Source organism: Helicobacter cinaedi CCUG 18818 = ATCC BAA-847 (assembly GCF_000155475.1).
GTDB lineage: Bacteria > Campylobacterota > Campylobacteria > Campylobacterales > Helicobacteraceae > Helicobacter_C > Helicobacter_C cinaedi.
Genome location: NZ_DS990392.1, coordinates 478,268 through 502,359, shown reverse-complemented (window position 1 = coordinate 502,359; position 24,092 = coordinate 478,268). Strand labels below are relative to the sequence as shown.

The window sequence follows — 24,092 nt, the reverse complement described above, 5'->3', positions numbered from 1 at the left end:
CTCACCCAGCACATTGAATATGTTGCGTTAAATCTGAATCTGCCATATACAATCCTATTATAAAATTAAAGAGAGATGAGACTATCGCTTGTTAGCATATTTTGCACACCATCTATGGCATTGCCTATCATACCGACTTTAAGGCGTTCCGTCAAAGCAAAATAGCTTAAGCACGAGCCGCAGGAATAAATCTCAACGCCCTGCTTTTCAAGCTCTTTTAACACTTCCACAATTTCTGCATTATCTACTTCTTTGTTATCCGTTGTAAGTAAAACACCGCGATTGATAAAGAGAATCTTATGTGGCAAAACTTCAGTTTGCAAAAGTGATTTGATAAAGCCATTTATCAGCATACCGCCAAGCTCCCCTTCGCCTACGCGATCATTTTTAATAAGCATCATTTTGGGAATGATCTTATCCTTAGATTCTTTGCTAAGCTTACCCACCTTACCTTTAAGAAAGATGATGAACTGCTCATCTCGCCCAAGCCCAATCTCAAACTCAAAACCTTCAGTCTTAAGAAAACGGCTAAGATTTTCCTTTGATGAAGGGGAATTGCCGATAATTTCATAACTATGGAGTTTTAAGGAATGCTCATTGACACCAACGAGTGCTTTTTTAGCCTTAACAACAGGCTCAGGGCAGGGTAAATCACGCACATCAATTTGGATAGTATTATTCATAAAAATCCTTAAAAGGGGAGATTCTCGTTTGTAAAGTGGCATTATACATTAATTTTTAAAAGAAATTAGAAGTTTTTATGAGAGAAAGAGCTTGTATTGCGTGAAAATATGGCTTCAATGTGGAGCTAAATGAAAATATAGAATCTAGCCTTGTAGATTTAAGGCTAGATTCTAGGTATTTAGAGAGCAAAATCTTGCATAAGGTGGAAGTTGAGATAAGTATAGATATTTTCTTTCTTATCATCAATTTTTTGTGGGGCGATTTGTAGATACTCTTCAGCTGTTGGAAGCTTACCAAGCATAGCACACACTCCGCCAAGCTCCGCACTACCAAGATAGACTTGTGCACCTTTGCCCATTCTGTTATCAAAGTTTCGCGTTGAAGTAGAGAATACCACAGCATTATCTCGCACTCGTGCTTGATTCCCCATACATAGACTACAACCCGGAGCTTCAAGCCTAGCTCCTGCTGCACCAAAGAGTGAGAAATATCCCTCTTTTGTGAGTTGTTTTTCGTCCATTTTTGTCGGTGGGGCAATCCAAATTTGCGTTTTGCTTTGCCCTTCATTTTTGACAATCTCACCAAACGCCCTAAAATGCCCGATATTTGTCATACAGCTTCCAATAAAGACTTCATCAATACTTTTAGGTCGTTTTGGATTAGCGTGAATCTCACTCAAAGTCGCCACATCATCTGGGTCATTTGGACACGCAAGAATAGGCTCTTTAATATCAGCCAAATCAATCTCAATGATGGCTGCATACTCCGCATCGCTATCTGGCTCTAAAAGCACAGGATTTTTAATCCACTCTTTCATTTTATCTGCCCTGCGTTGCAATGTTTCGGCATTTTGGTAGCCATTTTTAATCATAGATTCTATAAGTTTAATATTTGAGCTAAGATATTCAATAATCGGCTCTTTATTTAGCCTTACACTACACGCTGCTGCACTTCGCTCCGCACTCGCATCACTTAGCTCAAAGGCTTGTTCAACTTTCAAATCACCTAAGCCCTCAATCTCTAGAATCCGTCCGCTAAAGATATTCTTTTTACCTTTCTTTTCAACGGTCAAAAGCCCTTGCTTAATCGCATAATAGGGAATAGCATTAACCAAATCACGCAGTGTAATACCCGGATTGAGCTTGCCTTTAAACCGCACAAGCACAGATTCTGGCATATCAAGTGGCATAGAGCCTGTAACCGCAGCAAACGCGATTAGTCCGCTTCCTGCTGGGAAACTAATGCCAATAGGGAAACGCGTATGAGAATCTCCGCCTGTCCCAACCGTATCTGGCAAACACATACGATTAAGCCACGAGTGGATAACGCCATCTTTTGGGTGCAGAGCAACACCACCACGCTCGGAGATGAAGTTTGGTAAAGTGGCGTGTAAGCTTACATCAGCTGGTTTTGGATAGGCTGCGGTGTGGCAGAAGCTTTGCAATACAAAATCCGCTCCAAAATTTAATGCGGCAAGTTCCTTAATCTCATCGCGTGTCATCGCACCTGTGGTGTCTTGGCTACCAACGGTTGTTGTCTTTGGCTCACAATAACTGCCCGGACGCACACCTTCAACGCCACAAGCACGACCTACCATTTTTTGTGCTAATGTATAGCCTTTTGTGCTTGGAGCTGGTTGTTTAGCTTCTTTAAACACGCTAGATTTGGGTAGCTTGAGATATTCCCTTGCCTTTGCGGTTAAGCCTCTGCCGATGATGAGTGGGATTCTACCGCCTGATCGGATTTCATCAGCGAGTGTTACGGGATTGAGCGTGAAAGTTGCTACAACCTCACCATTTTTGCTAATCTCGCCCTTAAGTGTGTCAATCTCAATAATATCGCCATCTTGTAGCTTGCTCACATCAGCTACGATTGGCAACGCACCGCTATCTTCACAAGTATTAAAGAAAATGGGTGCAATTACGCTACCAATGACAATGCCACCACTTTTTTTATTTGGGATAAATGGAATCTCTTTGCCAAAATGCCACATAATGGAATTGCACGCAGATTTTCTACTGCTTCCTGTTCCTACTACATCGCCCACATAGGCTACAATGGCGTTATTTTCTTGTGCTTTTTTCTTGGCATTTTCAATGCGAGATTCAAAATTTTCTATACGACTTTTTAGCATTGCCTTAGCGTGAAGTGGAATATCACTTCGTGTAAAAGCATCTCCTGCTGGGCTTAGGTCATCTGTATTTGTCTCGCCATCAACCTTAAATACGCATACTTTAATCTTTTCTTGTAAGCCCTCTTTGCATTTAAACCACTCTGCATCTGCCCAAGACTGGATAATCCCCTGTGAAAGCGGAGTGTTTAAAGCAGCAATCTTTTCAAAATTATCATAAATTAAAAGTGTATGTTTTAAGGCTTCTGCACAGGCTTTTGCTAGATTGTTATCACTAAGAGAAAGCCCTTTAATGAGAGGAGCGACATTATAACCCCCAAGCATTGTGCCTAGATATGTGATTGCTTCGGCTTGGCTAAAGCCCCAATCTTGCTTATTTTCAAGCAAGATTGCACCTAAAAACTCCGCTTTTAGCTGTGCTGAAGTATCAACGCCCGGATTCACTCTGTGGATAATAAGTTCCTTTGCAAATGCCTTATACTCGGCACTTACACTAGAATTTTTACACATTTCAATGGCATTTTGTGTTTGGGCTAGGCTCAAAGGCAAAGGTGGAATGCCTTGTGCAGTGCGTTCCTTGCTGTGTGTCTCGTAGTCTTTGATGAATTGCTCAAATTCTTCTCTCATTTGCGTTCTCCTTGCTTTTTTTGTGTTGTTATGTAGAAACCAAAACTCTGTATAATGGTTTGGCTCAAATTGTATAACAAAAATACCAAACAAGCAGGAAAGTAAAGTGAAAGTTATCCAAAAGTGAGCTTCAAAACTTCCCAAAATTCTTTTAAGTTATTTGTTTTTGTGTTGTGTTTGTGCGGATTTTAAGTCATTTTTCAAAGTAGTTTTTGGCTGATATATTCGTGTATATAGGCTTTTTGTATGTGGCACTTGGAAAATATGTTTAAAAGCGATACATAAAGTAACATTACAGACTTTTGGTAAGTTGTTGGTAGATTCTAATGATTGCTAGATTTCATATCCAGATGAAAGCAAAGATTCTAAAATATCTGCGATTTTGTATGGGTTTGTGTAATGCTGTACGCAATAAGAAATGATAGGAGTAGGAATAATGCAGATTTATAAAAAGCGACATTATGATAGGCTTTTAGATTGTTTGTTTGCCCCGTTGCTTGATGATGGCGATTTGCTCACACAGCTACGGGCAAATACCATTCTTATTAAAGGACAGCGTTATTTTGATTTTACCGCTTCGGGTTTGGCGTATAAAAAGATTGAAAAACGCATAGATTCTATTTTGCCCTATTATGCTAATACCCATTCGCGTTTTGCCACGCATTCAGCATTTATGAGTATAATTTATGAAAGGGCAAAAGAGCGATTAAAAAGAATGTTGGGGCTAGATGATGAGTTTGTATTGATTGCTGGAGGGAGTGGAGCGAGCTTTGGGATTAAAAAATTCCAAGAGCTTATGGGGATATATATATCTCCAAAGAGTTTGGCACATTTTGATTCATTTTTTCAAGGAAGTGAAGGCTTAGATGATAAAAAAAATTGTGTTTCACAAAATCCATTGCTTGAAAAACTGCGGGTATATGATAAGCAAACAAAGGCTTTAAATCTGCCTTATGTGTTGCTTAGTGGGTTTGAACATCATTCAAATGAGATAAGTTTTAGGGAAGGGCTATGTTATATCCACAAAATAGGCTTTGACAAGGCAGGGCTACCTGATGTAGGGCATTTGAAAAAGATATTGCAGAATCTTAAAAATGAAAAAATCATTGCGTCTTTAAGCGTGGCTTCAAATGTAACAGGATTGCTTGCTCCCATAGAATCTTATAGCAAACTTTTGCGTGAAAATAAAGCCACTATCGCCTTTGATATGGCAAGCTCTTCATCTTATATGCAAGTAGATTCTCATTTGTATGATGCTGGATTTTTCGCACCGCATAAGCTTTTGGGTGGGGTTGGTTCGTGTGGGCTTTTAGCAATAAGAAAAAACTTGTGTGATACGCAGATTCCACCAAGTTTTCCTGGAGGCGGGACAATGGAGTATGCTAGTGATATGACGCATTCTTTTATTGATGATGAGGCTTTAAGAGAGGAGGCTGGGACACCTAACATTTTGGGGCTACTGCGTGCGGCTTTGGCTTATTCATTGCGAAATGAGATTGGCTTTGCGTGGATAAAAAGGCGGGAAAAGGTGCTTACAGAGATATTCTTACACGAGCTAAAAAAGATTCCAGCGGTCAGTATTTATGGGGATTTAAAGGTGGAGAGACTCGGCATTGTGAGTTTTAATATTGGCTCAATCTCCCCTCTTAATCTTTCAATGCTTTTAAGCAAGAAATATGGCATACAGACGCGTGCTGGTTGTAGTTGTGCCGGTCCGTATGGGCATTATCTTTTAGGTAATGGGAGCAAGGATAAAAAGCCTATGTGGTTGCGAGTAAGTATCCACTACACACATACTTTGGAGGATATTGAATACCTTATAGAATCTATTAAATCTTGTGTAAAAATCCTTCGTGGTGAGACAGGAGAAAAATGGCAATTTTGATAAATATTTAATGATTATTAAGGGTAATCTATAATAGAATGTCGCCTTTAATTTTTTAAATGAAAGCAGAAAAACACAATGCAAAATATACGAAATATCGCTGTGATAGCACACGTAGATCACGGCAAAACTACACTAGTAGATGGGCTTTTAAGTCAGTCTGGGACATTTGGCGAGAGAGAGCAAGTCGATGAACGCGTAATGGATTCTAACGATTTGGAGCGAGAAAGGGGCATTACAATCCTTTCAAAAAATACAGCCATAAACTACAAAGGCACAAAGATAAATATTATTGACACGCCCGGACACGCCGATTTTGGCGGGGAGGTGGAGCGGGTGCTAAAAATGGTAGATGGCGTCTTATTGCTTGTAGATGCACAAGAAGGCGTTATGCCTCAAACGAAATTTGTCGTCAAAAAAGCCCTTAGCTTTGGAATCCGCCCCATTGTCGTGGTAAATAAGATTGATAAACCTGCCGCAGAGCCAGATAGGGTTGTTGATGAAGTGTTTGATTTATTTGTATCAATGGACGCCACAGATGAGCAGCTTGACTTTCCCGTGATTTATGCTGCTGCGCGTGATGGCTATGCGATTAAAGATTTAAATGATGCTAAAAAGAATCTTGAGCCATTGTTTGAAGCGATTTTAGAGTATGTGCCACTGCCTAGCGGAAGTGCTGATAATCCACTGCAAATGCAGGTTTTCACACTTGATTATGATAACTATGTAGGTAAAATTGGCATTGCACGGGTGTTTAATGGACGCGTGAAAAAGGGTGAGAATGTAATGCTTGCAAAAAGCGATGGCGAGAAAGAGACAGGGCGTATAAGCAAACTCATCGGCTTTATGGGACTAGCAAGGACAGAGATAGAATCTGCTGAAGCGGGGGATATTGTAGCCATTGCTGGATTTAACGCCGTTGATGTGGGAGATTCTATTGTATGTCCTAATAATCCTATGCCACTTGATCCTATGCACTTAGAAGAACCCACAATGAGCGTGTATTTTGCGGTAAATGATAGTCCTTTGGCGGGATTAGAGGGCAAACATGTAACGGCAAATAAAATCAAAGATAGACTGTTAAAAGAAATGCAAACAAACATTGCTATGCGATGTGAAGAGATGGGTGAGGGGAAATTTAAGGTAAGCGGAAGGGGTGAGCTACAAATCACTATTTTAGCGGAGAATCTAAGGCGTGAGGGCTTTGAGTTTAGTATCTCACGCCCCGAAGTGATTGTGAAAGAAGAAAATGGCGTGAAAACTGAGCCTTTTGAGCATTTAGTCATTGACACACCGCAGGATTTTAGCGGGGCGATTATTGAGAAGCTTGGTAAGAGAAAGGCGGAAATGAAAGCTATGAATCCTATGAGTGATGGCTACACAAGGCTAGAGTTTGAAATCCCTGCACGAGGGCTTATTGGCTATCGTAGCGAGTTTTTGACAGATACAAAAGGTGAGGGGGTAATGAATCATAGCTTTTTAGAGTTTAGGGCATTTAGCGGTGGGGTAGAATCGCGTAAAAATGGTGCATTAATCTCTATGGAAAATGGTGAAGCAACAGGATTCTCACTCTTTAATATACAAGAGCGGGGTGTGCTATTTGTAGCCCCACAAACGAAAGTATATATCGGTATGGTAATCGGCGAACATAGCCGCGATAATGACTTAGATGTTAATCCCATTAAGGCAAAGCATTTAACAAATATGCGTGCAAGTGGGAGTGATGATGCCATTAAGCTTGTGCCACCGCGAGAACTGACACTAGAGAGAGCATTAGAGTGGATAGAAGATGATGAGATTTTAGAGGTAACACCGCAAAATATTAGAATCCGCAAGAAGATTCTAGAGCCAAATATGCGTAAGAGAGCAAAGGCGAAGTAGGGTTTTGTGTGTTGTTTAAATTTACATAAGGAGTAAGTGATGAATAAGTTTTTAGATTCTATATATTTCCGCCATTCGTGCAAACTTTTTGATGAGAATAAAAAGATTCCAAAAGAAGTGTTTGATGAGATTTTAGAAGTGGGCAGATTATCGCCAAGCTCCTTTGGGCTAGAGCCTACAAGATTACTTGTGTTGCGTAGCGATGAGGCAAAGGCAGCACTTCGTCCATTATGCTGGAATCAGCCTCAAATCACAACAGCAAGTGAAGTTGTAATATTTAAAAGTTTGCAAAATGACTTAGTCCCACCGAGTGAATACACAAAGCAAAATACCTTTAGACGCAAAATGGATTTGGGTGCGTATCAGGCATTTTGTGATCGTTTGGGTGGATACTTGAAAGAGCGGGGACTAGATTCTGGAGAATCTCTAGCACACTGGAGTAGCAAACAGGCTTATATTATGGCAACTTATATGGTAGCCTATGCGAGTTTCTTAGAGATTGATACTTGCTATATTGAGGGCTATGAGAAAAGAGCGGTAGAAAAGCTGTATGGGCTTGATCCATTTAAAGAGCAAGTGAGCCTTATTGTGTGCTTTGGCTATCGCGGCAAGGAACAGCAACCAAGATATAGAATCTCACTTGATGATTTGGTGGAATATAAGTAAGAAGGGGAAAGAATGCTAGATACAATCACAGTTGTTAAGAGAAATGGGCGTATAGAACCGCTTGATGTTTCAAAAATACAAAAACACACTTCTGCAGCAGTTGAGGGTTTAGAGGGTGTAACGCAAAGTGAGCTTGAGGTTGATGCGAAAATTTTATTTAAAGATAAGATTACGACAGAAGAGATTCAGCAGACTTTAATAAAAACAGCCGTGGATAAGATAGATGTTGATGCACCAAATTGGAGCTTTGTCGCGGCTCGTTTGTTTTTGTATGATTTGTATCATAAGGTAACGGGCTGGACGGGTTATAAAAAGCTTGAAGATTACTTCATTCAAGGGGAAAATGAGGGGCGATTGCTTCGTGGGATTAAAGAAAAATATGACTTAGCATTTTTAGATTCTCATATTAAGCCTGAACGCGATTTGCAGTTTAATTATTTAGGTATTAAAACGCTATATGATAGGTATTTGCTTAAAGATTCTAATAATCAGCCCATTGAGTTGCCCCAGCATATGTTTATGGCGATTGCTATGTTTTTAGCTCAAAATGAAAATGATTGTAATGCGTGGGCGGTGAAGTTTTATGATATGATTTCTCAATTTGAGGTGATTTGTGCGACACCAACTTTAGCAAATGCCCGCACAACGCGACATCAACTAAGTTCTTGCTTTATTGGTAGCACACCGGATAATATTGAGGGAATTTTTGATGCGTATAAAGAAATGGCACTTTTAAGTAAGTATGGTGGCGGTATAGGCTGGGATTTTAGCCAAGTGCGTGGGCTTGGAAGCTATATTGATGGACATAAAAATGCAGCTGGTGGCGTTGTGCCGTTTTTGAAAATAGCTAATGATGTGGCGATTGCTGTGGATCAGCTAGGTACACGCAAGGGAGCGATTGCGACATACTTAGAAGTTTGGCATAATGATGTGTTTGAGTTTATTGACTTGCGTAAAAATAGTGGTGAAGAGCGTAGGAGAGCGCACGATTTGTTCCCCGCATTGTGGATTTGTGATTTGTTTATGAAGCGAGTTGAGGCAAATGAGTTTTGGACACTTTTTGATCCTTATCAATGCCCTGAACTTACGGAATTGTATGGAGAGGAGTTTGAAGCAAAATACCTTGAATACGAACAAAATGAACATATCTTAAAACATCGTGTTGTGGCAAAAGATTTGTGGAAAAAGATTCTAACGAATTATTTTGAATCTGGTTTGCCATTTTTGTGCTTTAAAGATAATGCAAATCGTGCTAATCCAAATGGACACGCTGGGATTATCCGCAGCTCAAACCTTTGCACAGAGATTTTTCAAAACACGAATCCAAATCATTATGTTGTGGAAGTTGAATTTGATGATGGTTCAAAGGTGATATATGATGAAAAGCAAGAAGTAGAGCTTGATAATGGTGTGCGTAAGGCGGCAAATAAAATTACAAGCGTAGATTCTTTGCTGGGCAAAAAAGTCTTTATTACAACGCGTATTGCACAAGGTGGGGATACGGCAGTATGTAATCTAGCGAGTGTGAATCTTAGTAAGATTCACACAAAAGAGGATATTGAGCGTGTTTTGCCTATTGCGATTAGAATGCTTGATAATGTGATTGATCTTAATTTTTATCCTAATCGCAAGGTAAAGGTTACAAATAAAAAAAATCGTGCCATTGGGCTTGGTGTGATGGGCGAGGCTGAAATGCTTGCGTGTGCTAAGATAGAGTGGGGGAGTGATGAGCATTTGGCAAAGATTGATGAAGTAATGGAACTTATTAGTTTTTATGCGATTAGTTCTAGCTCAGATTTAGCACAAGAAAAGGGTAAATATCCGCAATTTGATGGCAGTAACTGGAGTAAGGGGATAATGCCTATTGATTTGGCGAGTAAGGAGGCATTAAAGCTTGTTGATAGAGGTGGGCTTTTTTCGCAACAATGTGATTGGGAATCTTTGCGAAAAAAAGTAAAAACGCAAGGTATAAGAAATGGCTATCTTATGGCGATTGCACCTACAAGTTCTATTAGTATTCTTGTTGGGACAACGCAGACTATTGAGCCTGTGTATCGTAAAAAATGGCTAGAAGAGAATCTTAGCGGAATGATTCCTGTTGTTGTGCCTCATTTAAGTGCAGATACTTGGAATTATTACATATCTGCGTATGATATTGATCAAACATTATTGATTAAGGCTGCGGCAGTTCGTCAAAAATGGATAGATCAAGGACAAAGCACAAATGTCTTTGTAAGGCTTGATAAGGCAAGTGGGAAAATGCTTAATGACATCTATATGCTTGCTTGGAGGTTGGGGCTAAAAAGCACTTATTATCTCCGCTCACAAAGTCCTGAGATTGAAAAAGATGATATGATAGATAGAAGTGTAGAGTGTGTGAATTGTCAATAAGATAATTTAAAGGAAAGAATATGGCATTACAAGAAGAGCTAAAAACGCAAGGCGATATTTTGTTTCGTTATAGGAGCTATCTGCCTTTTTGTATTTTACCACTTTTTATTTTGGTAATTTTGACTTCCGAGACTTATTTGTATTGTGATGGGGTGTATAACACATCTTTGGTTATTGTTGCAATTTTTGTGGGATTGCTTGGGCAGGGGGTTAGAATCTGGGTGGCTGGATTTGTGCCTCGTGATACTTCAGGGCGTAATACAAGAGAGCAAAAAGCTAGTGTGCTTAATCATACTGGCTTATACTCTGTGTGTCGTAATCCACTCTACTTGGGGAATTTCCTAATGATGCTTGCACCGATTATTTTGCTTGGTAATTGGCTCTTTATTGTAGTTTTTGCTTTGAGTTTTTGGCTCTATTATGAGAGAATTATCTTTGCTGAAGAGAGTTTTTTGCGTGTAAAATTTGGTCAAGAATATATTGATTGGACTTTGAAAACCCCGCCATTTTTTCCAAAGTTAAGTGGTTATATTCCAAGTGATATGGACTTTTCCTTTCGCTCAATGATAAGGCGAGAATATAATTCATTTTTTGGCTTAACATCTTCGCTTTTTGTGTTTCACTATATAATTGCTGTGATTGTAAATTGGCAGAGGGGGGGGGGTGTAGAGTTTATTGCACCGGATTCTATTTTGACATATTTGTTTATTATCTCGGCTGTGTTTTATTTACTTATTCGTATTATGGTAAAGACAACAAAATTTTTTGAAGTGGAAGGGAGATAGGTTGGAGATAGGTTGCAATCATTGTATTTGTGATATAGCCAGAAAGCCTTATAAATGAGAAAGTTTCATAGCATCAAAAAGATTTAATATTTAATATATGTTCTAAGTTTTTGAATGGGTATTTTAAAAATATTTGCAAAGCCGTTGGCTATTTTTCTTGCTCTTTGGAATTTTTTATATCTTTTTTCAAGATTATATCGCCATTGTCCAAAACCCCTACGATAAGCCTTTTTGATAGGTTGGCTAAAAATATGGAGTAAAAAATTTTCAAGCCTTTCATCAAAAATCTCTTCGTGATTGGAATCTAAAAAACTTGGCTCTTTTAACATAGAGAGATAGGCTTCATCATCATTATCAAGTTTTTGTATTTTTTCAAGTGCTGTGTCAAAATCATTGACACTTTTAATATGTATAAAAGCCTTTGGATTTACCCCCCCCCCTCCCCCGCTTGAATCTAAAGGTTTGCTAACGCATTCATCTCCCCAATAAATAGGCACAGTTTGCGAACTAAGGGCTTGAATAAGCTTTTCTGTCGTGTAGCCATTGGTGTTTGAATTTTCAAAAGCAATGTTGAATTTCCCAATTGCAAGGAAGCTTGATTTGTCCTTTATGGGTTTGCCAATATTGTTTTTATACTTTCCGCCACTATCTATGTGTTTATATTGACTTAGGAAGTCAAAAAATTGTGTGCGTAGCTCATCTGCCTTGCCATTACTGACAACAAAAGTGCAGAATCTATCCTTGTTTTGTAATGTTTGTGTGTTTATTGCGAGATGTTTGTTTTTTGCTTTTTGCATATCCTTTGTATAGTGAAGATAGAGTGGATAACGCAAATATCTATCATCAAACTGTATATAATCAAACCCAATAGCATAATCGCAAAAATTAAAATCCGCCCGAACATTCTCGCCCGTGCTAAAGATTCTAATCCCATCATATTCAATATGTTTTTCACCCATAACAGAATAAAAAATATAGTCTGGATCTCTATCTGTGAAGATAAGATTGTAATGCTTTTTTAGAATCTTTACTATCTTTCCTTCAACCGCTCCATCGCAAAAATACACTTTTTTGATAGGCTTTTGCATTGCTATTCCACTGCACCCATAGCTTGACTTTGAGCGTGGGCGATGAGTGGATTGATACATTCATCAAGCAAACCACCAAGCATAATCTCTTCAAGGCTATAAAGTGTCAAGCCGATGCGGTGGTCTGTGAGACGATTTTGAGGGTAGTTATAAGTGCGGATTCGCTCACTTCTATCACCACTCCCCACTTGTGTTTTACGGGCTTCTTTGTTTTGGGCATTTTGTGCTTCAAGCTCGGCTTCATAAAGTCTGGCTTTTAGAATCTTTAAGGCTTTATCTTTATTTTTATGCTGGGATTTTTCATCTTGCATAGATACGCTTATGCCCGTTGGGATATGCGTGATTCTCACCGCTGAATCTGTCGTATTTACGCTCTGTCCGCCGTGTCCGCCACTGCGAAAGACATCAATTTTTAAATCGCTTGGATTGATATTCACCTCCACATCATCAACTTCAGGCATTATCGCTACGGTGATGGCTGAAGTGTGAATCCGCCCTTGAGATTCTGTCTCTGGGACGCGTTGGACGCGGTGGGTGCCACCCTCATACTTGAGCTTAGAATACGATCCTTGCCCTTTTATAAGCGCGATAACTTCCTTGTAGCCACCCACATTATTTTCACTTGAGCTGATAATCTCAACTTTCCACTTTTGTAAATCTGCATAGCGACAATACGCCTTAAATAAATCGCCCACAAAGATTCCCGCCTCATCTCCGCCTGTCCCTGCACGGATTTCAAGATAAATATTTTTACTATCATTGGGATCTTTTGGGATCAAAAGAAGTTTAATCTCTTCTTCAAGCTCTGCTTTTTTAGATTCTAGCTCTTTTAGCTCTTCCTTAGCAAGCTCTCCTAGCTCTTTATCTTCAAGCAAGGCTCTATTATCCGCAATGCCTTCAAGCACGGAAAAATACATTTTCGCACTTTGGACAATAGGCTCTATGTCGCTTTGTTCTTTGCTCAATTGTGTGAGTTGCTTGACACTGGATAGAATCTCTTGGGAAAGTAGGAGGCTTGAAATCTCATCATACCTTGCCACAATGGGCTTGAGTTTATCAACAAGCATTCAACCTCTTTGAAGTTAGTTAAATAAAATTAGGCAGATTGAGCAAGTTTTTTCACACTTGCGTTAAGGCGAGAGACTTTGCGTGAAGCCGTATTTTTCTTTAAAATCCCCTTACTTACATATTTGTGTAATTCCCTATTGGCGATTTTTAATGCTTCTTGGGCTTTGGCTACATCTTTACTTGCAACAGCCTCTCTTAGGTCTCGCACGATGTTTTTAATACGCGTTTTATAGTAGCGATTGCGTTCAGTTCTTGTCTTGGTTTGACGAATGCGTTTTTCCGCAGATTTGTGATTTGCCATTTTTCATTAGTCCTTTTTAAAAAAAATTAAGGCAAAATTCTGCCAAAAGTTTGATTAAACGCAGTTTAAAAGCACAAAGGAGTTTTGATGAAAAAGGAAGCAAAGGCAAAAGAGATAAAGCTTTTTGGCACTGATGGTGTGCGAGGTAAGGCAGGAGAAGTGATTACGCCTTCAAGTGTTATTGCATTGGGCTCTAGTGCTGGGATTCACTTCCGCAAACATTCTTTGACAAATAAGATTCTTGTAGGTAAAGACACTCGCCGCAGTGGCTATATGATAGAAAATGCCCTTGTGTCTAGCCTTACTTCTGTGGGCTATGATGTGATTCAAATCGGTCCTATGCCAACTCCCGCAGTGGCATTTCTCACAGAAGATATGCGTTGTGATGCAGGGGTAATGATAAGTGCAAGTCATAATCCTTATGATGATAATGGAATCAAATTTTTCAACCATTTTGGCTATAAAATCGCCCCAGAAGAAGAAGAAAGTATAGAATCTCTCTATCATAATGCCACTTCTTTGCAAGCGGCATTAAAAAGTGGCGAAGAGATTGGCAGCTCAAAGCGTATTGATGATGTGGTGGGGCGATATATCGTGCATATTAAAAATTCATTTCCAAAGCATCTTGCCTTGCGTGGTTTGCGTATCGTGTGTGATTGTGCTAATGGAGCGGCATATCGTGTCGCACCCATTGTATTGCGTGAGCTTGGGGCAGATGTCATTGCGATAAATGATGAGCCCAATGGTTTTAATATCAATAAACAATGTGGGGCTATGCATCCAGATGGCTTGGCTGAAAAGGTTAAAACTTATCGTGCCGATGTGGGTTTTGCCCTTGATGGTGATGCCGATAGGCTTGTGGTGGTGGATAATGAAGGCAATATCGTTAATGGCGACAAGCTCATTGGGGCTTTAGCCTTGTATCAGCAAAGTATCAAGGCGTTAAAAAATAACGCCATTGTCGCCACGCTAATGAGTAATCTAGCCCTTGAAGAAACACTCAAAAATCATCATATTACCTTGCATCGCTGCAATGTAGGAGATAAATATGTGTGGGATAAAATGCAAGAGTTTAATCTTAATTTTGGAGGCGAGAGCAGTGGGCATATCATCTTTAGCGATTATGCTAAAACGGGCGATGGCTTGGTGAGTGCATTGCAAGTTTTAGCCCTTTTGTTACAAAGTGGTAAGAATGCTAAAGATACGCTTAATCCCTTTGAGCTTTATCCTAGTGAGCTTATCAATCTCCAAGTCTCTCAAAAAAAGCCGCTTGAAAGCATTGTTGGTTTGCAAGAGAAGCTAGATTCTATTACCAAAAGTGGCAATCGTCATCTCGTGCGATATTCTGGCACGGAAAATAAGCTTAGAATCTTGATAGAAGGCAGAGATTCTAAAATCGTAAGTGAGCAGATGAAAAGCCTTGTAGAGTTTTTTCAAAAGCAACTTTAAAGAGGCTATGTAAGGGGCTGATATGCTTTCAATGCGATATATTAAATCTATTTCAAAAGCACAGATTCTTATTTTTATCTTGCTTTTTTGTATGAGTCTTGGGCTGGATCAGTGGGTAAAAAATATTATGCTAAATGGCTTTGCGTGGGATAGTCAGGCGTTAAGCATTGGCGGCAAGGCGTTAGTGTATAACACAGGCGTGGCATTTTCTATGTTTAGCTTTTTAGCCGAATCTTTAAAGTATATTCAGATTCTATTTTTGTTTGCTTTATTGCTTTTTGCTCTAATGAGTGATTTTTTTGTAAAACATTACATTCCACTTGGAATCTTGCTCGGTTCTGGGTTATCAAATATCCTTGATCGCTTTATGTATGGGGGTGTAGTGGATTATGTGTATTGGCATTATTGGTTTGATTTTGCGATTTTTAATCTTGCTGATGTGCTGATTGATGTGGCTGTTGTGATTATCATCTGGCAAATGCTAAGAGAGAGAAGTGTCAAGCCCATAACATAAGTTTGGGAAATATTTGTTAAAGCCGACTATAATCCTAGGAACTAGAATAGGCTTTGGAGGGAGTGTTATGAATTTTGAAGAGATTGTTGGGGTATTGTGTGAAAATACGCAGACTAATGTTGAGCAGGGTAAGAGATTTGAAAAGTTAATTAAAAAAATTCTGCAAGTTGATTCTTTTTTGCGGGAAGAATTTAATATCAAAGAGGTATATTTGTGGAATGAATTTAGTGATAAGTTTCAAATAAATCGCCACGATTTTGGTATAGACATAGTTATTTTAAGTAAAGAAGAAGAAATCCTTGCTGTGCAATGTAAAGCTTTCAGTCCCACATATAGTTTAAGACTTAATGATTTTAAAAATTTTTTAGGGATTAATAGTTTTGTTGATAATAATGACAAGATATTTAAGATTTCTCAATCTCTTATTTTTCACACTTGCAAGAGTGTAAGCGGTGAAGTTGGAAAGGCATTAGAGCAAAATGCAAATGGGGAAAAGGCTAAGGCAATAGCCTTTGGTTACAATGAACTCAAAGATTTGGAAATTGATTGGCAAAAAATTAATCTAGATGCCATTGAGCAAACGACACAATCAAAAGATAAAAAGAAATTACGCCCTCATCAACAAGAGGCTTTTGAAGCAATTAGAAAACATTTTGTAGAGCAGGATAATGCACGAGGCAAAGTTATTATGGCGTGTGGCACAGGCAAAAGTCTATTAGCTATCCGCACCATAGATGATATAGTAAAAGACGGAGAGATTGCTGTGTTTTTTACCCCAAGTCTTGCACTTACCAATCAAATGATAAAAGAATTTTTCGCACAATCTTTAAGTAAATCTTATAAAGTCTTTGCCGTGTGTAGTGATAATAAAGTCGGCTTACCTAACTCTACAAATACTGAAGATATGAATAGTGATGAGTTATATATCGCACCCACCACAGATTCTAATGTTTTAGCAAGAAAGATAGCTCACCTACTTCATAAAGAGGTAGATAATTCTCACTTCACCCCCCCCCCCCCTCAATAATCTAAAAGTAAAAGATTCAAAAGACTACAAAAATCCAAAAATTATTATATTCTCTACATATCAAAGCATAGATGTCATCATAGAAACTCAAAAGCTTTTCAACCAAGAGTTTAAACTCATAATAAATGATGAAGCCCACCGCACCGCCGGCGTGCAGAAGCTTGATGAGCAATGGAATGCTAAAGATATAAGTGTATGGCAGAAAACCCACGATAATACTCTCCTTAAAGCAAAATACCGTCTCTATCTTACCGCTACGCCTAGAATCTACTCTTCTAAGGCAAAAGATGAGCTTGGCAAAAAGTCCAAGGGCAAGGATTTACTGCTTTTTTCAATGGACGATGAGACTTTGTTTGGCAAAGAGATTTATGAGCTTAAGTTCAGTAAAGCAATAAGCGAAAAACTTTTGAGCGATTTTAGAGTGGTGATTAGCTATATACGCGAAGAATATTTAGCCGAGTATTTAGGCAAACTCACCAAAGCTCAAGAAAATTCAAAATTAACTATAGAAAATGCAGGAAAAATGATTTCCTTTGCAAATGCTTTAAATAAAATCAATATGAGCTTTGTTGATGAAAATGGCATACACGAAGCTTATAAAGATGACACAAAGCCTATGAAAAAGGCAGTAGTTTATCACTCTAGTATTAGAAATTCAAAATTTGTCACAGAGAAGTTTCCTAAAATCAGCAGAAATATTATCTTGCGGCATATAGATGGCACACATAACGCTTACAAAAAAGCAGAGCAGTTATTTTGGTTAAGTGATAATGGAGATGAATGCAGAGTGCTAAGTAATGCTAAATGCTTAACAGAGGGCATTGATGTGCCTAGTCTTGATGCGGTATGTTTCTTTGACAAGCGAGATTCTATGGTAGATATAGTGCAAGCCGTGGGGAGAGCGATAAGAAAGAGTGAAGGCAAGAAGTATGGCTATATTATTTTGCCCTTAGTGCTAAGTGATGAAGAGATAAAAAACTACGACAAAACCCTTAAAGGCGATAAATTCAAAATCGTATGGCATACACTCAAAGCCCTTAGAAGCCACGATGAGCGGCTCATTGATGAAGCGAGAATTGCTGAAGTTGTGTCATTATTGACAGATTCAAGTGGTATAACAGAGCTCCCAGAAGCCACACTTTTTACCCTTGAAGAGCTTTTTAATGAGATGAAAAACGCCGTGCCTAAAAACTTAGGCGACCTGCAGTATTGGGAAAATTACGCAAGCAAAGTCGGCGATATTATGCAAAAACTAATGCTCCGCATACAAGCCTTACTAGATTCTAGCTCCGCGATACAAAAGCTCTTTGCTACATTTTGTAAAGCTCTGCAGAGCAACCTAAACGCCAGCTTCAACGAGAGTGAAGCCATAGCCCTAGTAGCCCAGCACATCATCACAAAGCCTATTTTCACCTGTATATTCCCAAGCCTTGATTTTGCCACCTTTGACAAAGTCTCTGCCGAGCTAGAGAAGCTCCACAGTAAGCTCCTAGAGCAAGGGCTAAGTGCCGAGACACAGACACTAGAGAAATTCTACACCTCTGTGCAGGAGAGTGCACACTATGCCAGAAGCGACAAATCCAAACAAAACTTAATCAAAAATCTATATGACACCTTATTCAAAGAAGCATTCAAAAAAACACAAGAAAAGCTAGGCATAGTCTATACTCCCATAGAGGGCGTGGATTTCATCATTCACTCAACTCAATACCTTTTGCAAAAGCACTTTGGCAAATCGCTGGGCGATAGGCATATCCACATAGCAGACCCATTTGTAGGCACAGGCACTTTCATCACCCGCCTTATCCAAAGTGGCTATTTAGATTCTAATTTAGAATCTAAATTTACCAAAGAGCTATGGGCAAATGAGATTACGCTGCTGGGATATTACATCGCACAAATCAATATCGCCACGACCTACCACGAAAGACTCGTTGCTTTGGGGGATTCGGATTTGGGCGAGCAATGCGGCAGTGTTGTGGATTTTGTGAAAGGCACGAACGCCAAGTTCGCTAACCTTCCCCAAAATCCACAAAGCTCCCACAGCCCCACCGCAAATCTTAGAATCCTTGAAGAAGAAAAACAGGCTGGGCGTGAAAACACCCCCCCCCCCCCTTAGAATCCCAAGGTGGTGATGGAAAACAACAAGCCCCAGAATCCACTTTTGACAACGCCCTTTCTCCGTCATTGCGAGGCGATGAAATCGCCGAAGCAACCCACAAATCCACGCAAGTGGATTCTAGTGCCTTGCCTAGCACAGATATTTCGCCTTTTACAAAGGCTCAATATGACAAGGCAGAATCTAGTGCATTTTGTCATTTTGAGCAAAGCGAAAAATCTCACGCCCAATCCAACAAAACTGCACCAAAAGCTGAATCGCCCACAGAAATCAAGCTCTTTGATAATCTACTATTCACCGACACCTTCAACACCTACACCCCAGACTCCAAAGGCTTCATCGGTAGTAAAGATGGCACACAAACGACCGTAGATTCTCTCCCTTATTTGGAGAAAAACTACGCCAAAATCCAAGAGTTTAAAAACACCGAGTTTAAAATCTTTATGAGTAATCCTCCTTACTCCGCTGGGCAAAAGTCCGCTAATGATGATAACGCCAATGAAAAATCCCCCCATATTGACAAACGCATAAGCGAAACCTACCGAGCCAAGTCCTTAGCCACTAGCACCAAAAACACCAGCTTTGACTCCTTCAAACGCGCCTTGCGTTTTATGAGCGATAGGATAGGAGAGAGCGGGGGGATTATAGGGCTTGTAGTCAATGGCAGTTTCTTAGATAGCAATAGCGATGATGGCTTGCGCGCGTGCTTAGAAGCAGAGTTTGACTATATCTATATCTTTAATCTTAGGGGCAATCAACGCACTTCCGGCGAGACTTCACGCAAAGAAGGCGGCAAATTCTTTGACTCTGGCTCACGCACCCCTGTGGCGATATGCTTTTTTGTGAAGCTAGATTCTAGTGCCTTGCCTAGCACAGATATTTCGCCTTTTACAAAGGCTCAATATGACAAGGCAGAATCTAGTGCATTTTGTCATTTTGAGCGAAGCGAAAAATCTCACGCCCAATCCAGCGACAAGCCAACGCCCAGCAAAGCCAAAATCTACTACTACGACATCGGCGACTACCTAGACCGCCAAACTAAGCTAAACATTATCCAAAACTTCAAATCCATAGAATCTATGGAAGCCCAAGGGCTTTTCACTCTCATCACGCCAAACAAAGATTACGATTGGATAAATCAACGCGATTATAGCTTTATGGCTTTCACTCCTATGGGTAGCACAGGGCAGAAGCTAAAGCCCCTAGCCATAAACGCCAAAGACGAATTAGAGCTAGAAATCTTTGAGCTTTTCTCTCAAGGCGTGGTAACAGGCAAAGATAATTGGAGCTTTAACTTCTCTAAAGAGAATTTAGCCAAAAACATTGCCCTTTGTATTGATACCTATAACACCGAGCGAGAAGCCCTAGTAGCAAACCCAGCTTATAAGCTCTGTAATGACCTAAGCAAGGTTACTTGGAGTGGGAGCTTAGATAAAAGAGTGAGAGCAAATAGAGAGCTAGTCTTTGATGAAAGCAGGATTAGAATCTGCTCTTATCGCCCTTTCACAAAGGAGTTTTTATATTTTGACAATGGCTATAACCATAGCCATTGTCAAATGGATAAAATTTATCCATTTGGTAATAAAGGCGAGGCGATAGTCTGCATAAATGGGGATTTTGAAAATGTGGCAATACAGGTTTTAGGCGTAGGTGCGACACATCAATTTTCTGCTCTTACTAGCAATGGCATCGTAGATTTGGAACATATTTCAAAAGGGCATTGCTTCCCACTCTACTACTATGAGCGAGTAGAATCCAGCACAGAAAATGGACAGATGACTATGGACTATGACAAGGCAGAATCTAGTGCATTTTGTCATTTTGAGCAAAGCGAAAAATCTCACGCCCAATCCAGCGACAAGACTCGCAATGACAATAAAACCGCCTACTATCGCAGAAAAGACGCCATAAGAGATGAAGCCCTAGCATTTTTCCAAAATGCCTATAACGACAGCAGTATTACCAAAGAAGCGATGTTTTATTATATTTATGCAATCTTAAATCACAAAGATTACATCGCTAAATACAAAGACAATCTCTCCAAAATGCTCCCTAGAATCCCGCTTATGCAGGATTTCTGGGGTTTTGTGGCAAGCGGCAGGGCATTAGCAGAGCTACATATCAACTATGAGAGCCATAATAAGCTAGATTCAGGGGCTTTTTCGTGTTTGGCAAAGGACTTGCACGAGTTTAAGACAAGTGCTAAAGGCTTGTTTGAAAAGGACTTTAGGCAAAAGGCTAGAGAAGATATAGAGCATTTAAATGAAGGGGACTTTAGGATAGAGACGATAAAGTTTCACGCCAAAGGCGTGAAAGATAGTATTTTGCTTAATGACACAATCGCCATAGTTGATATCCCGCACAAGGCTTATGCGTATAAAGTCAATGGCAAAAGTGCTATAGAGTGGATACTAGATAGGTATAAAATCAGCACTGATAAAGCAAGTGGCATAGTCAATGACCCAAATTTATATGAAAGCACAAGCGGAGCATTGAAGGGGCTAAAGGGCGGGCGATATGTGCTAGAGCTACTTCTAAGCGTAATCCAAATGAGTGTGCAGACAATAGAAGTTGTAGAATCTATGCCGGAGTATAAGCTACTCTTTCACAATGAATAATGAAAAATCTAAAGATATAAAAAAATTATGGTGATCACGACTGGACTTGAACCAGCGACCACTACCATGTCAAGGTAGTGCTCTACCAACTGAGCTACGCGATCTTAGAAAATGCTGTAAGCAAACGAAGTTAAAAGCACGGATTGTATCTCAAAATTATTTAAAATTTATTAAAGATTCTGCAAAGTGGCTTAAATTTGACTTATTTTAATGCTTTTTTCATCTATTTTAGCGTAAAATCCGCGTTTTTTTATCACAATAGAATCAAATGAAAATAATAAGATGAAAGGAATCTAATGTCTCTTCTCACAAATGCAGTGGTGTTATCTGTGCTTGTTATGGCGGTGTTGTGCGTTTTGCGATTAAATGTTTTGCTATCTATTATTATAGCCGCACTTGTGGCTGGGTGGCTATCTCCCTTGCCTTTAGAATCTTTATCTTCTGGGGCAGATTCACAAACTTCGCTTTGGCAATATTTCCTGCTTAAAACTACTGCAACGGGTGAGATTTTCACTAAAGGTATGGCAAGTAATCTCAATATCGCATTAAGCTATATCTTGCTAGGTGGCATTGCGGTGGCGATTTCTCGCACACATTTAATGACTTTTTTGTTATCTGCCATTGCAAATGTGATAAGTAATAGAAAATTTATTTTTATCCTTAGCATTGCCCTTATTGCGTGTTTTTCGCAGAATCTTGTGCCTATTCATATCGCTTTTATCCCCATTCTTATCCCTCCGCTTCTAAGCCTTATGAATCGCTTAAAAATTGATAGACGCGCTGTCGCTTGTGCGCTTACTTTTGGGTTACAAGCCCCTTATGTAACGCTTGGTGTGGGCTTTGGGCTGATTTTTCACACGACTATTAGTGAGCAGATGAAGGCAAATGGTATGCCTGTGAGTTTGAGTGAAATTAGCTCTGTGATGTGGATTGGTGGGGCGGCTATGCTGCTTGGGCTGCTTTTTGCGGTGTTTGTGCTGTATGCAAAGCCGCGTGAATACGCACAAAAAGAGGAATGCTCTATGGGCGATGCGAGTATGGGTTGGCGTGAATATGCGACACTTTTTGGCATTATCATGCTTTTTGTCGTGCAGCTTGTTACGCATTCTCTCGCTATTGGGGCGTTTGCTGGGCTTATGTGTATGATTGTGCTACGAGGGGTTAGATGGAGTGAGATAGATTCTGTTATGGAGGGTGGGCTAAAAATGATGGCGTTTATTGCCTTTGTTATGCTTGTGGCGGCTGGATATGGGGAGGTGCTGCGTGCAAGTGGAGAGGTGCAGAATCTCGTGCAAGTGGTGGCAAACTTCACACATCAAGTCGGCGATGGTGCTATGAATACTATCGCTTCAAATGGACTAGATTCTAATGCGACTATGGCTTCAAATCCTGCGACTTTAGATTCTAATGGAGCGTCTTTATGGGCGAAATTTATAGGGGCGAGTTTAATGCTGCTTGTGGGACTTTTAATCACCATAGGCATTGGTACGAGCTTTGGGACGATACCCATTATTGCGGCAATTTATGTGCCTTTTGGAATCTCGCTTGGCTTTAGTGTCCCTGCGATAATTTTGCTTATTGGCATAGCTGGGGCGTTGGGCGATGCAGGAAGTCCTGCGAGTGATAGCACTTTGGGTCCTACTTCTGGACTCAATATGGACGGACAGCATAATCACATTTATGATACTTGTATCCCTACATTTTTTGTGTATAATATCCCGCTTTTAGTCGCCGGCACTCTTGGAGCGATGATGTTTTAGGGATTAAATCCTAAACAAATTTAGAATAAAGGAGTAAAAAATGCAAATAAAAGAATCTGTCATTATAAATGGCATTACATATTTTGCCCCCCCCCCCCTATAAATCTACGCTAAAAAGCCAAACTTCTCAATTTACAGAGCAAACTTTAGAATCTAATGCGAACTTTCACTTCCCAAGTGAAGGTATGGATATGCTATATCTAGCTGAAAATAAGCATTTTTGGCATATTGCAAGGCGAGAGTTTATCTATCAAGAGATAAGCCGTATTTTAGTCTCTTTATATCCGCAAGATAATGGCAAAAGCACAAAGGTTCTAGATGTAGGGGCTGGGACAGGAAGTGTTACAAGGCATTTTTTATCGCAAGGTTTTAATAATATCGCATTAGGTGAAATCCACCCGCAAGGCTTAGAATACGCTAAAACCTATGGTATAAAAGACTTGTATTGTATGGATTTACTTGATGTGCCTTTTGCAAATGAGTTTGACTGCATTTTTGCCTTTGATGTGTTAGAACACATTGATGATGATTTAGTAGCGTTAAAAAATATGAAAAGTATGCTAAAAAATAATACAAAAAGCCTTTTAGCTTTAAGTGTCCCAGCACATAAATGGCTGTGGAATGCCCACGATGTGAGCGTGCATCATAAGCGGCGATATACTAAAAAGGAGCTTGTCGATCTTATGCAGCAAAGTGGCTTTGACATTATATGTGCGAAGTATTTTTTCATTTCTATTACGCCATTGCTTTGGGTTAGGGCATTGCTGCATTCTGCACCATATCCAACGCAAGATTCTCATATTGCAAAAGCACACATAGCTACACAAAATAATACATTAGATTCTCATACAGAATCTGTGGCAGAATCTCACAAAGAAGAACTACACGATACGCCACCGCCCGCACTTATCAATAAAGCATTACTAGGAATCTGTCGGCTAGAAAATAAGATTCAGCACTATCTCCCACAGAATCTTAATGCCCCATTTGGTGGCTCACTGCTTGTAGTAGGCACAAGCAACAAGTAAGTAATTAGCTATTAATTCAAAAAACCCTGCTAGAATCCGCACTCGTTCGTAAAAATCTAAATTAAAGGGG

At 39.7% G+C, this 24,092-nt stretch carries 17 protein-coding genes and 1 tRNA gene; 12 read left to right on the top strand and 6 right to left on the bottom strand.

Going from position 1 to position 24,092, the window contains the following annotated elements; genetic code table 11:
* Positions 1-65: 65 nt before the first annotated feature.
* Together yedF and acnB are read right to left on the bottom strand one after the other, a co-directional pair.
* Positions 66-683, bottom strand: a complete 618-nt coding sequence (yedF, locus tag HCCG_RS06850) for a sulfurtransferase-like selenium metabolism protein YedF (RefSeq protein WP_002956739.1) — start codon at positions 681-683, stop codon at positions 66-68.
* Between the two features lie 179 nt (positions 684-862).
* Entirely contained in the window at positions 863-3,442 is a 2,580-nt protein-coding gene (acnB, locus tag HCCG_RS06845; RefSeq protein WP_002956738.1) for a bifunctional aconitate hydratase 2/2-methylisocitrate dehydratase, read from the bottom strand.
* A gap of 436 nt (positions 3,443-3,878) precedes the next feature.
* On the opposite strand from acnB, the gene HCCG_RS06840 reads away from it, so the two are divergent.
* The 5 genes from HCCG_RS06840 to HCCG_RS06820 all read left to right on the top strand — a co-directional run bounded on the left by HCCG_RS06840 (position 3,879) and on the right by HCCG_RS06820 (position 11,050).
* Complete coding sequence (locus HCCG_RS06840) at positions 3,879-5,327, top strand: aminotransferase class V-fold PLP-dependent enzyme (protein WP_002956737.1); 1,449 nt, start codon at positions 3,879-3,881, stop codon at positions 5,325-5,327.
* A 78-nt stretch (positions 5,328-5,405) separates the two neighbouring features.
* The gene (gene typA, locus HCCG_RS06835; protein ID WP_002956736.1) at positions 5,406-7,208 is read left to right on the top strand and encodes a translational GTPase TypA; all 1,803 of its coding nucleotides are present in this window, start codon (positions 5,406-5,408) and stop codon (positions 7,206-7,208) included.
* Between the two features lie 39 nt (positions 7,209-7,247).
* Positions 7,248-7,874: an NAD(P)H-dependent oxidoreductase gene (locus HCCG_RS06830; RefSeq protein ID WP_014666699.1), complete on the top strand. Its 627-nt coding sequence runs from the start codon at positions 7,248-7,250 to the stop codon at positions 7,872-7,874.
* A gap of 12 nt (positions 7,875-7,886) precedes the next feature.
* Positions 7,887-10,265 (top strand): ribonucleoside-diphosphate reductase subunit alpha, encoded by a 2,379-nt coding sequence (locus tag HCCG_RS06825; protein WP_002956734.1) that lies wholly within the window; start codon positions 7,887-7,889, stop codon positions 10,263-10,265.
* Between the two features lie 20 nt (positions 10,266-10,285).
* Positions 10,286-11,050, top strand: coding sequence for a methyltransferase family protein (locus HCCG_RS06820; RefSeq protein ID WP_002956733.1), 765 nt, complete (start codon positions 10,286-10,288; stop codon positions 11,048-11,050).
* A gap of 83 nt (positions 11,051-11,133) precedes the next feature.
* Here the strand turns inward: HCCG_RS06820 and HCCG_RS06815 are convergent, their stop codons facing one another.
* The 3 genes from HCCG_RS06815 to rpsT are packed head-to-tail and all read right to left on the bottom strand — an operon-like array spanning position 11,134 to position 13,507.
* Positions 11,134-12,138 carry a glycosyltransferase family 10 domain-containing protein gene (locus HCCG_RS06815; RefSeq protein ID WP_002956732.1) on the bottom strand — a complete coding sequence of 335 codons (1,005 nt, stop codon included), beginning with the start codon at positions 12,136-12,138 and terminating at the stop codon, positions 11,134-11,136.
* A 2-nt stretch (positions 12,139-12,140) separates the two neighbouring features.
* On the bottom strand, positions 12,141-13,205 hold the full coding sequence (gene prfA / locus HCCG_RS06810) for a peptide chain release factor 1 (RefSeq protein ID WP_002956731.1): 1,065 nt from the start codon (positions 13,203-13,205) through the stop codon (positions 12,141-12,143).
* Between the two features lie 29 nt (positions 13,206-13,234).
* Positions 13,235-13,507 carry a 30S ribosomal protein S20 gene (gene rpsT / locus HCCG_RS06805; RefSeq protein ID WP_002956730.1) on the bottom strand — a complete coding sequence of 91 codons (273 nt, stop codon included), beginning with the start codon at positions 13,505-13,507 and terminating at the stop codon, positions 13,235-13,237.
* 114 nt (positions 13,508-13,621) lie between these two features.
* Between rpsT and glmM the strand changes: the two genes are divergently transcribed.
* From glmM to HCCG_RS06780, 5 genes are all read left to right on the top strand, one after another.
* Entirely contained in the window at positions 13,622-14,956 is a 1,335-nt protein-coding gene (glmM, locus tag HCCG_RS06800) for a phosphoglucosamine mutase (RefSeq protein WP_034548359.1), read from the top strand.
* 22 nt (positions 14,957-14,978) lie between these two features.
* Positions 14,979-15,470 carry a signal peptidase II gene (gene lspA / locus HCCG_RS06795; RefSeq protein ID WP_014666701.1) on the top strand — a complete coding sequence of 164 codons (492 nt, stop codon included), beginning with the start codon at positions 14,979-14,981 and terminating at the stop codon, positions 15,468-15,470.
* Positions 15,471-15,537: 67 nt separating this feature from the next.
* Entirely contained in the window at positions 15,538-16,497 is a 960-nt protein-coding gene (locus HCCG_RS06790) for a restriction endonuclease (RefSeq protein ID WP_015453498.1), read from the top strand.
* Positions 16,463-18,616, top strand: coding sequence for a helicase-related protein (locus tag HCCG_RS06785; protein WP_326544424.1), 2,154 nt, complete (start codon positions 16,463-16,465; stop codon positions 18,614-18,616). The genes HCCG_RS06790 and HCCG_RS06785 overlap by 35 nt, the downstream gene beginning before the upstream one ends.
* Before the next feature lie 68 nt (positions 18,617-18,684).
* Positions 18,685-21,234: a type ISP restriction/modification enzyme gene (locus HCCG_RS06780; RefSeq protein WP_002956726.1), complete on the top strand. Its 2,550-nt coding sequence runs from the start codon at positions 18,685-18,687 to the stop codon at positions 21,232-21,234.
* 28 nt (positions 21,235-21,262) lie between these two features.
* Here the strand turns inward: HCCG_RS06780 and HCCG_RS06775 are convergent.
* A tRNA-Val gene (locus HCCG_RS06775) sits at positions 21,263-21,338 on the bottom strand.
* 192 nt (positions 21,339-21,530) lie between these two features.
* On the opposite strand from HCCG_RS06775, the gene HCCG_RS06770 reads away from it, so the two are divergent.
* Positions 21,531-22,994, top strand: a complete 1,464-nt coding sequence (locus tag HCCG_RS06770) for a Na+/H+ antiporter family protein (RefSeq protein ID WP_002956725.1) — start codon at positions 21,531-21,533, stop codon at positions 22,992-22,994.
* A 68-nt stretch (positions 22,995-23,062) separates the two neighbouring features.
* Positions 23,063-24,022 (top strand): class I SAM-dependent methyltransferase, encoded by a 960-nt coding sequence (locus HCCG_RS06765; RefSeq protein ID WP_034548237.1) that lies wholly within the window; start codon positions 23,063-23,065, stop codon positions 24,020-24,022.
* Positions 24,023-24,092: the final 70 nt, after the last annotated feature.

Coding starts and splice junctions, on each gene's coding strand:
- HCCG_RS06770 (WP_002956725.1), top strand. CDS start 21,531: ATGTCTCTTCTCACAAATGCAGTGGTGTTATCTGTGCTTGTTATGGCG.
- HCCG_RS06830 (WP_014666699.1), top strand. CDS start 7,248: ATGAATAAGTTTTTAGATTCTATATATTTCCGCCATTCGTGCAAACTT.
- typA (WP_002956736.1), top strand. CDS start 5,406: ATGCAAAATATACGAAATATCGCTGTGATAGCACACGTAGATCACGGC.
- yedF (WP_002956739.1), bottom strand. CDS start 683: ATGAATAATACTATCCAAATTGATGTGCGTGATTTACCCTGCCCTGAG.
- prfA (WP_002956731.1), bottom strand. CDS start 13,205: ATGCTTGTTGATAAACTCAAGCCCATTGTGGCAAGGTATGATGAGATT.
- HCCG_RS06840 (WP_002956737.1), top strand. CDS start 3,879: ATGCAGATTTATAAAAAGCGACATTATGATAGGCTTTTAGATTGTTTG.
- rpsT (WP_002956730.1), bottom strand. CDS start 13,507: ATGGCAAATCACAAATCTGCGGAAAAACGCATTCGTCAAACCAAGACA.
- HCCG_RS06820 (WP_002956733.1), top strand. CDS start 10,286: ATGGCATTACAAGAAGAGCTAAAAACGCAAGGCGATATTTTGTTTCGT.
- acnB (WP_002956738.1), bottom strand. CDS start 3,442: ATGAGAGAAGAATTTGAGCAATTCATCAAAGACTACGAGACACACAGC.
- HCCG_RS06815 (WP_002956732.1), bottom strand. CDS start 12,138: ATGCAAAAGCCTATCAAAAAAGTGTATTTTTGCGATGGAGCGGTTGAA.
- HCCG_RS06825 (WP_002956734.1), top strand. CDS start 7,887: ATGCTAGATACAATCACAGTTGTTAAGAGAAATGGGCGTATAGAACCG.
- lspA (WP_014666701.1), top strand. CDS start 14,979: ATGCTTTCAATGCGATATATTAAATCTATTTCAAAAGCACAGATTCTT.
- HCCG_RS06790 (WP_015453498.1), top strand. CDS start 15,538: ATGAATTTTGAAGAGATTGTTGGGGTATTGTGTGAAAATACGCAGACT.
- HCCG_RS06765 (WP_034548237.1), top strand. CDS start 23,063: ATGGCATTACATATTTTGCCCCCCCCCCCCTATAAATCTACGCTAAAA.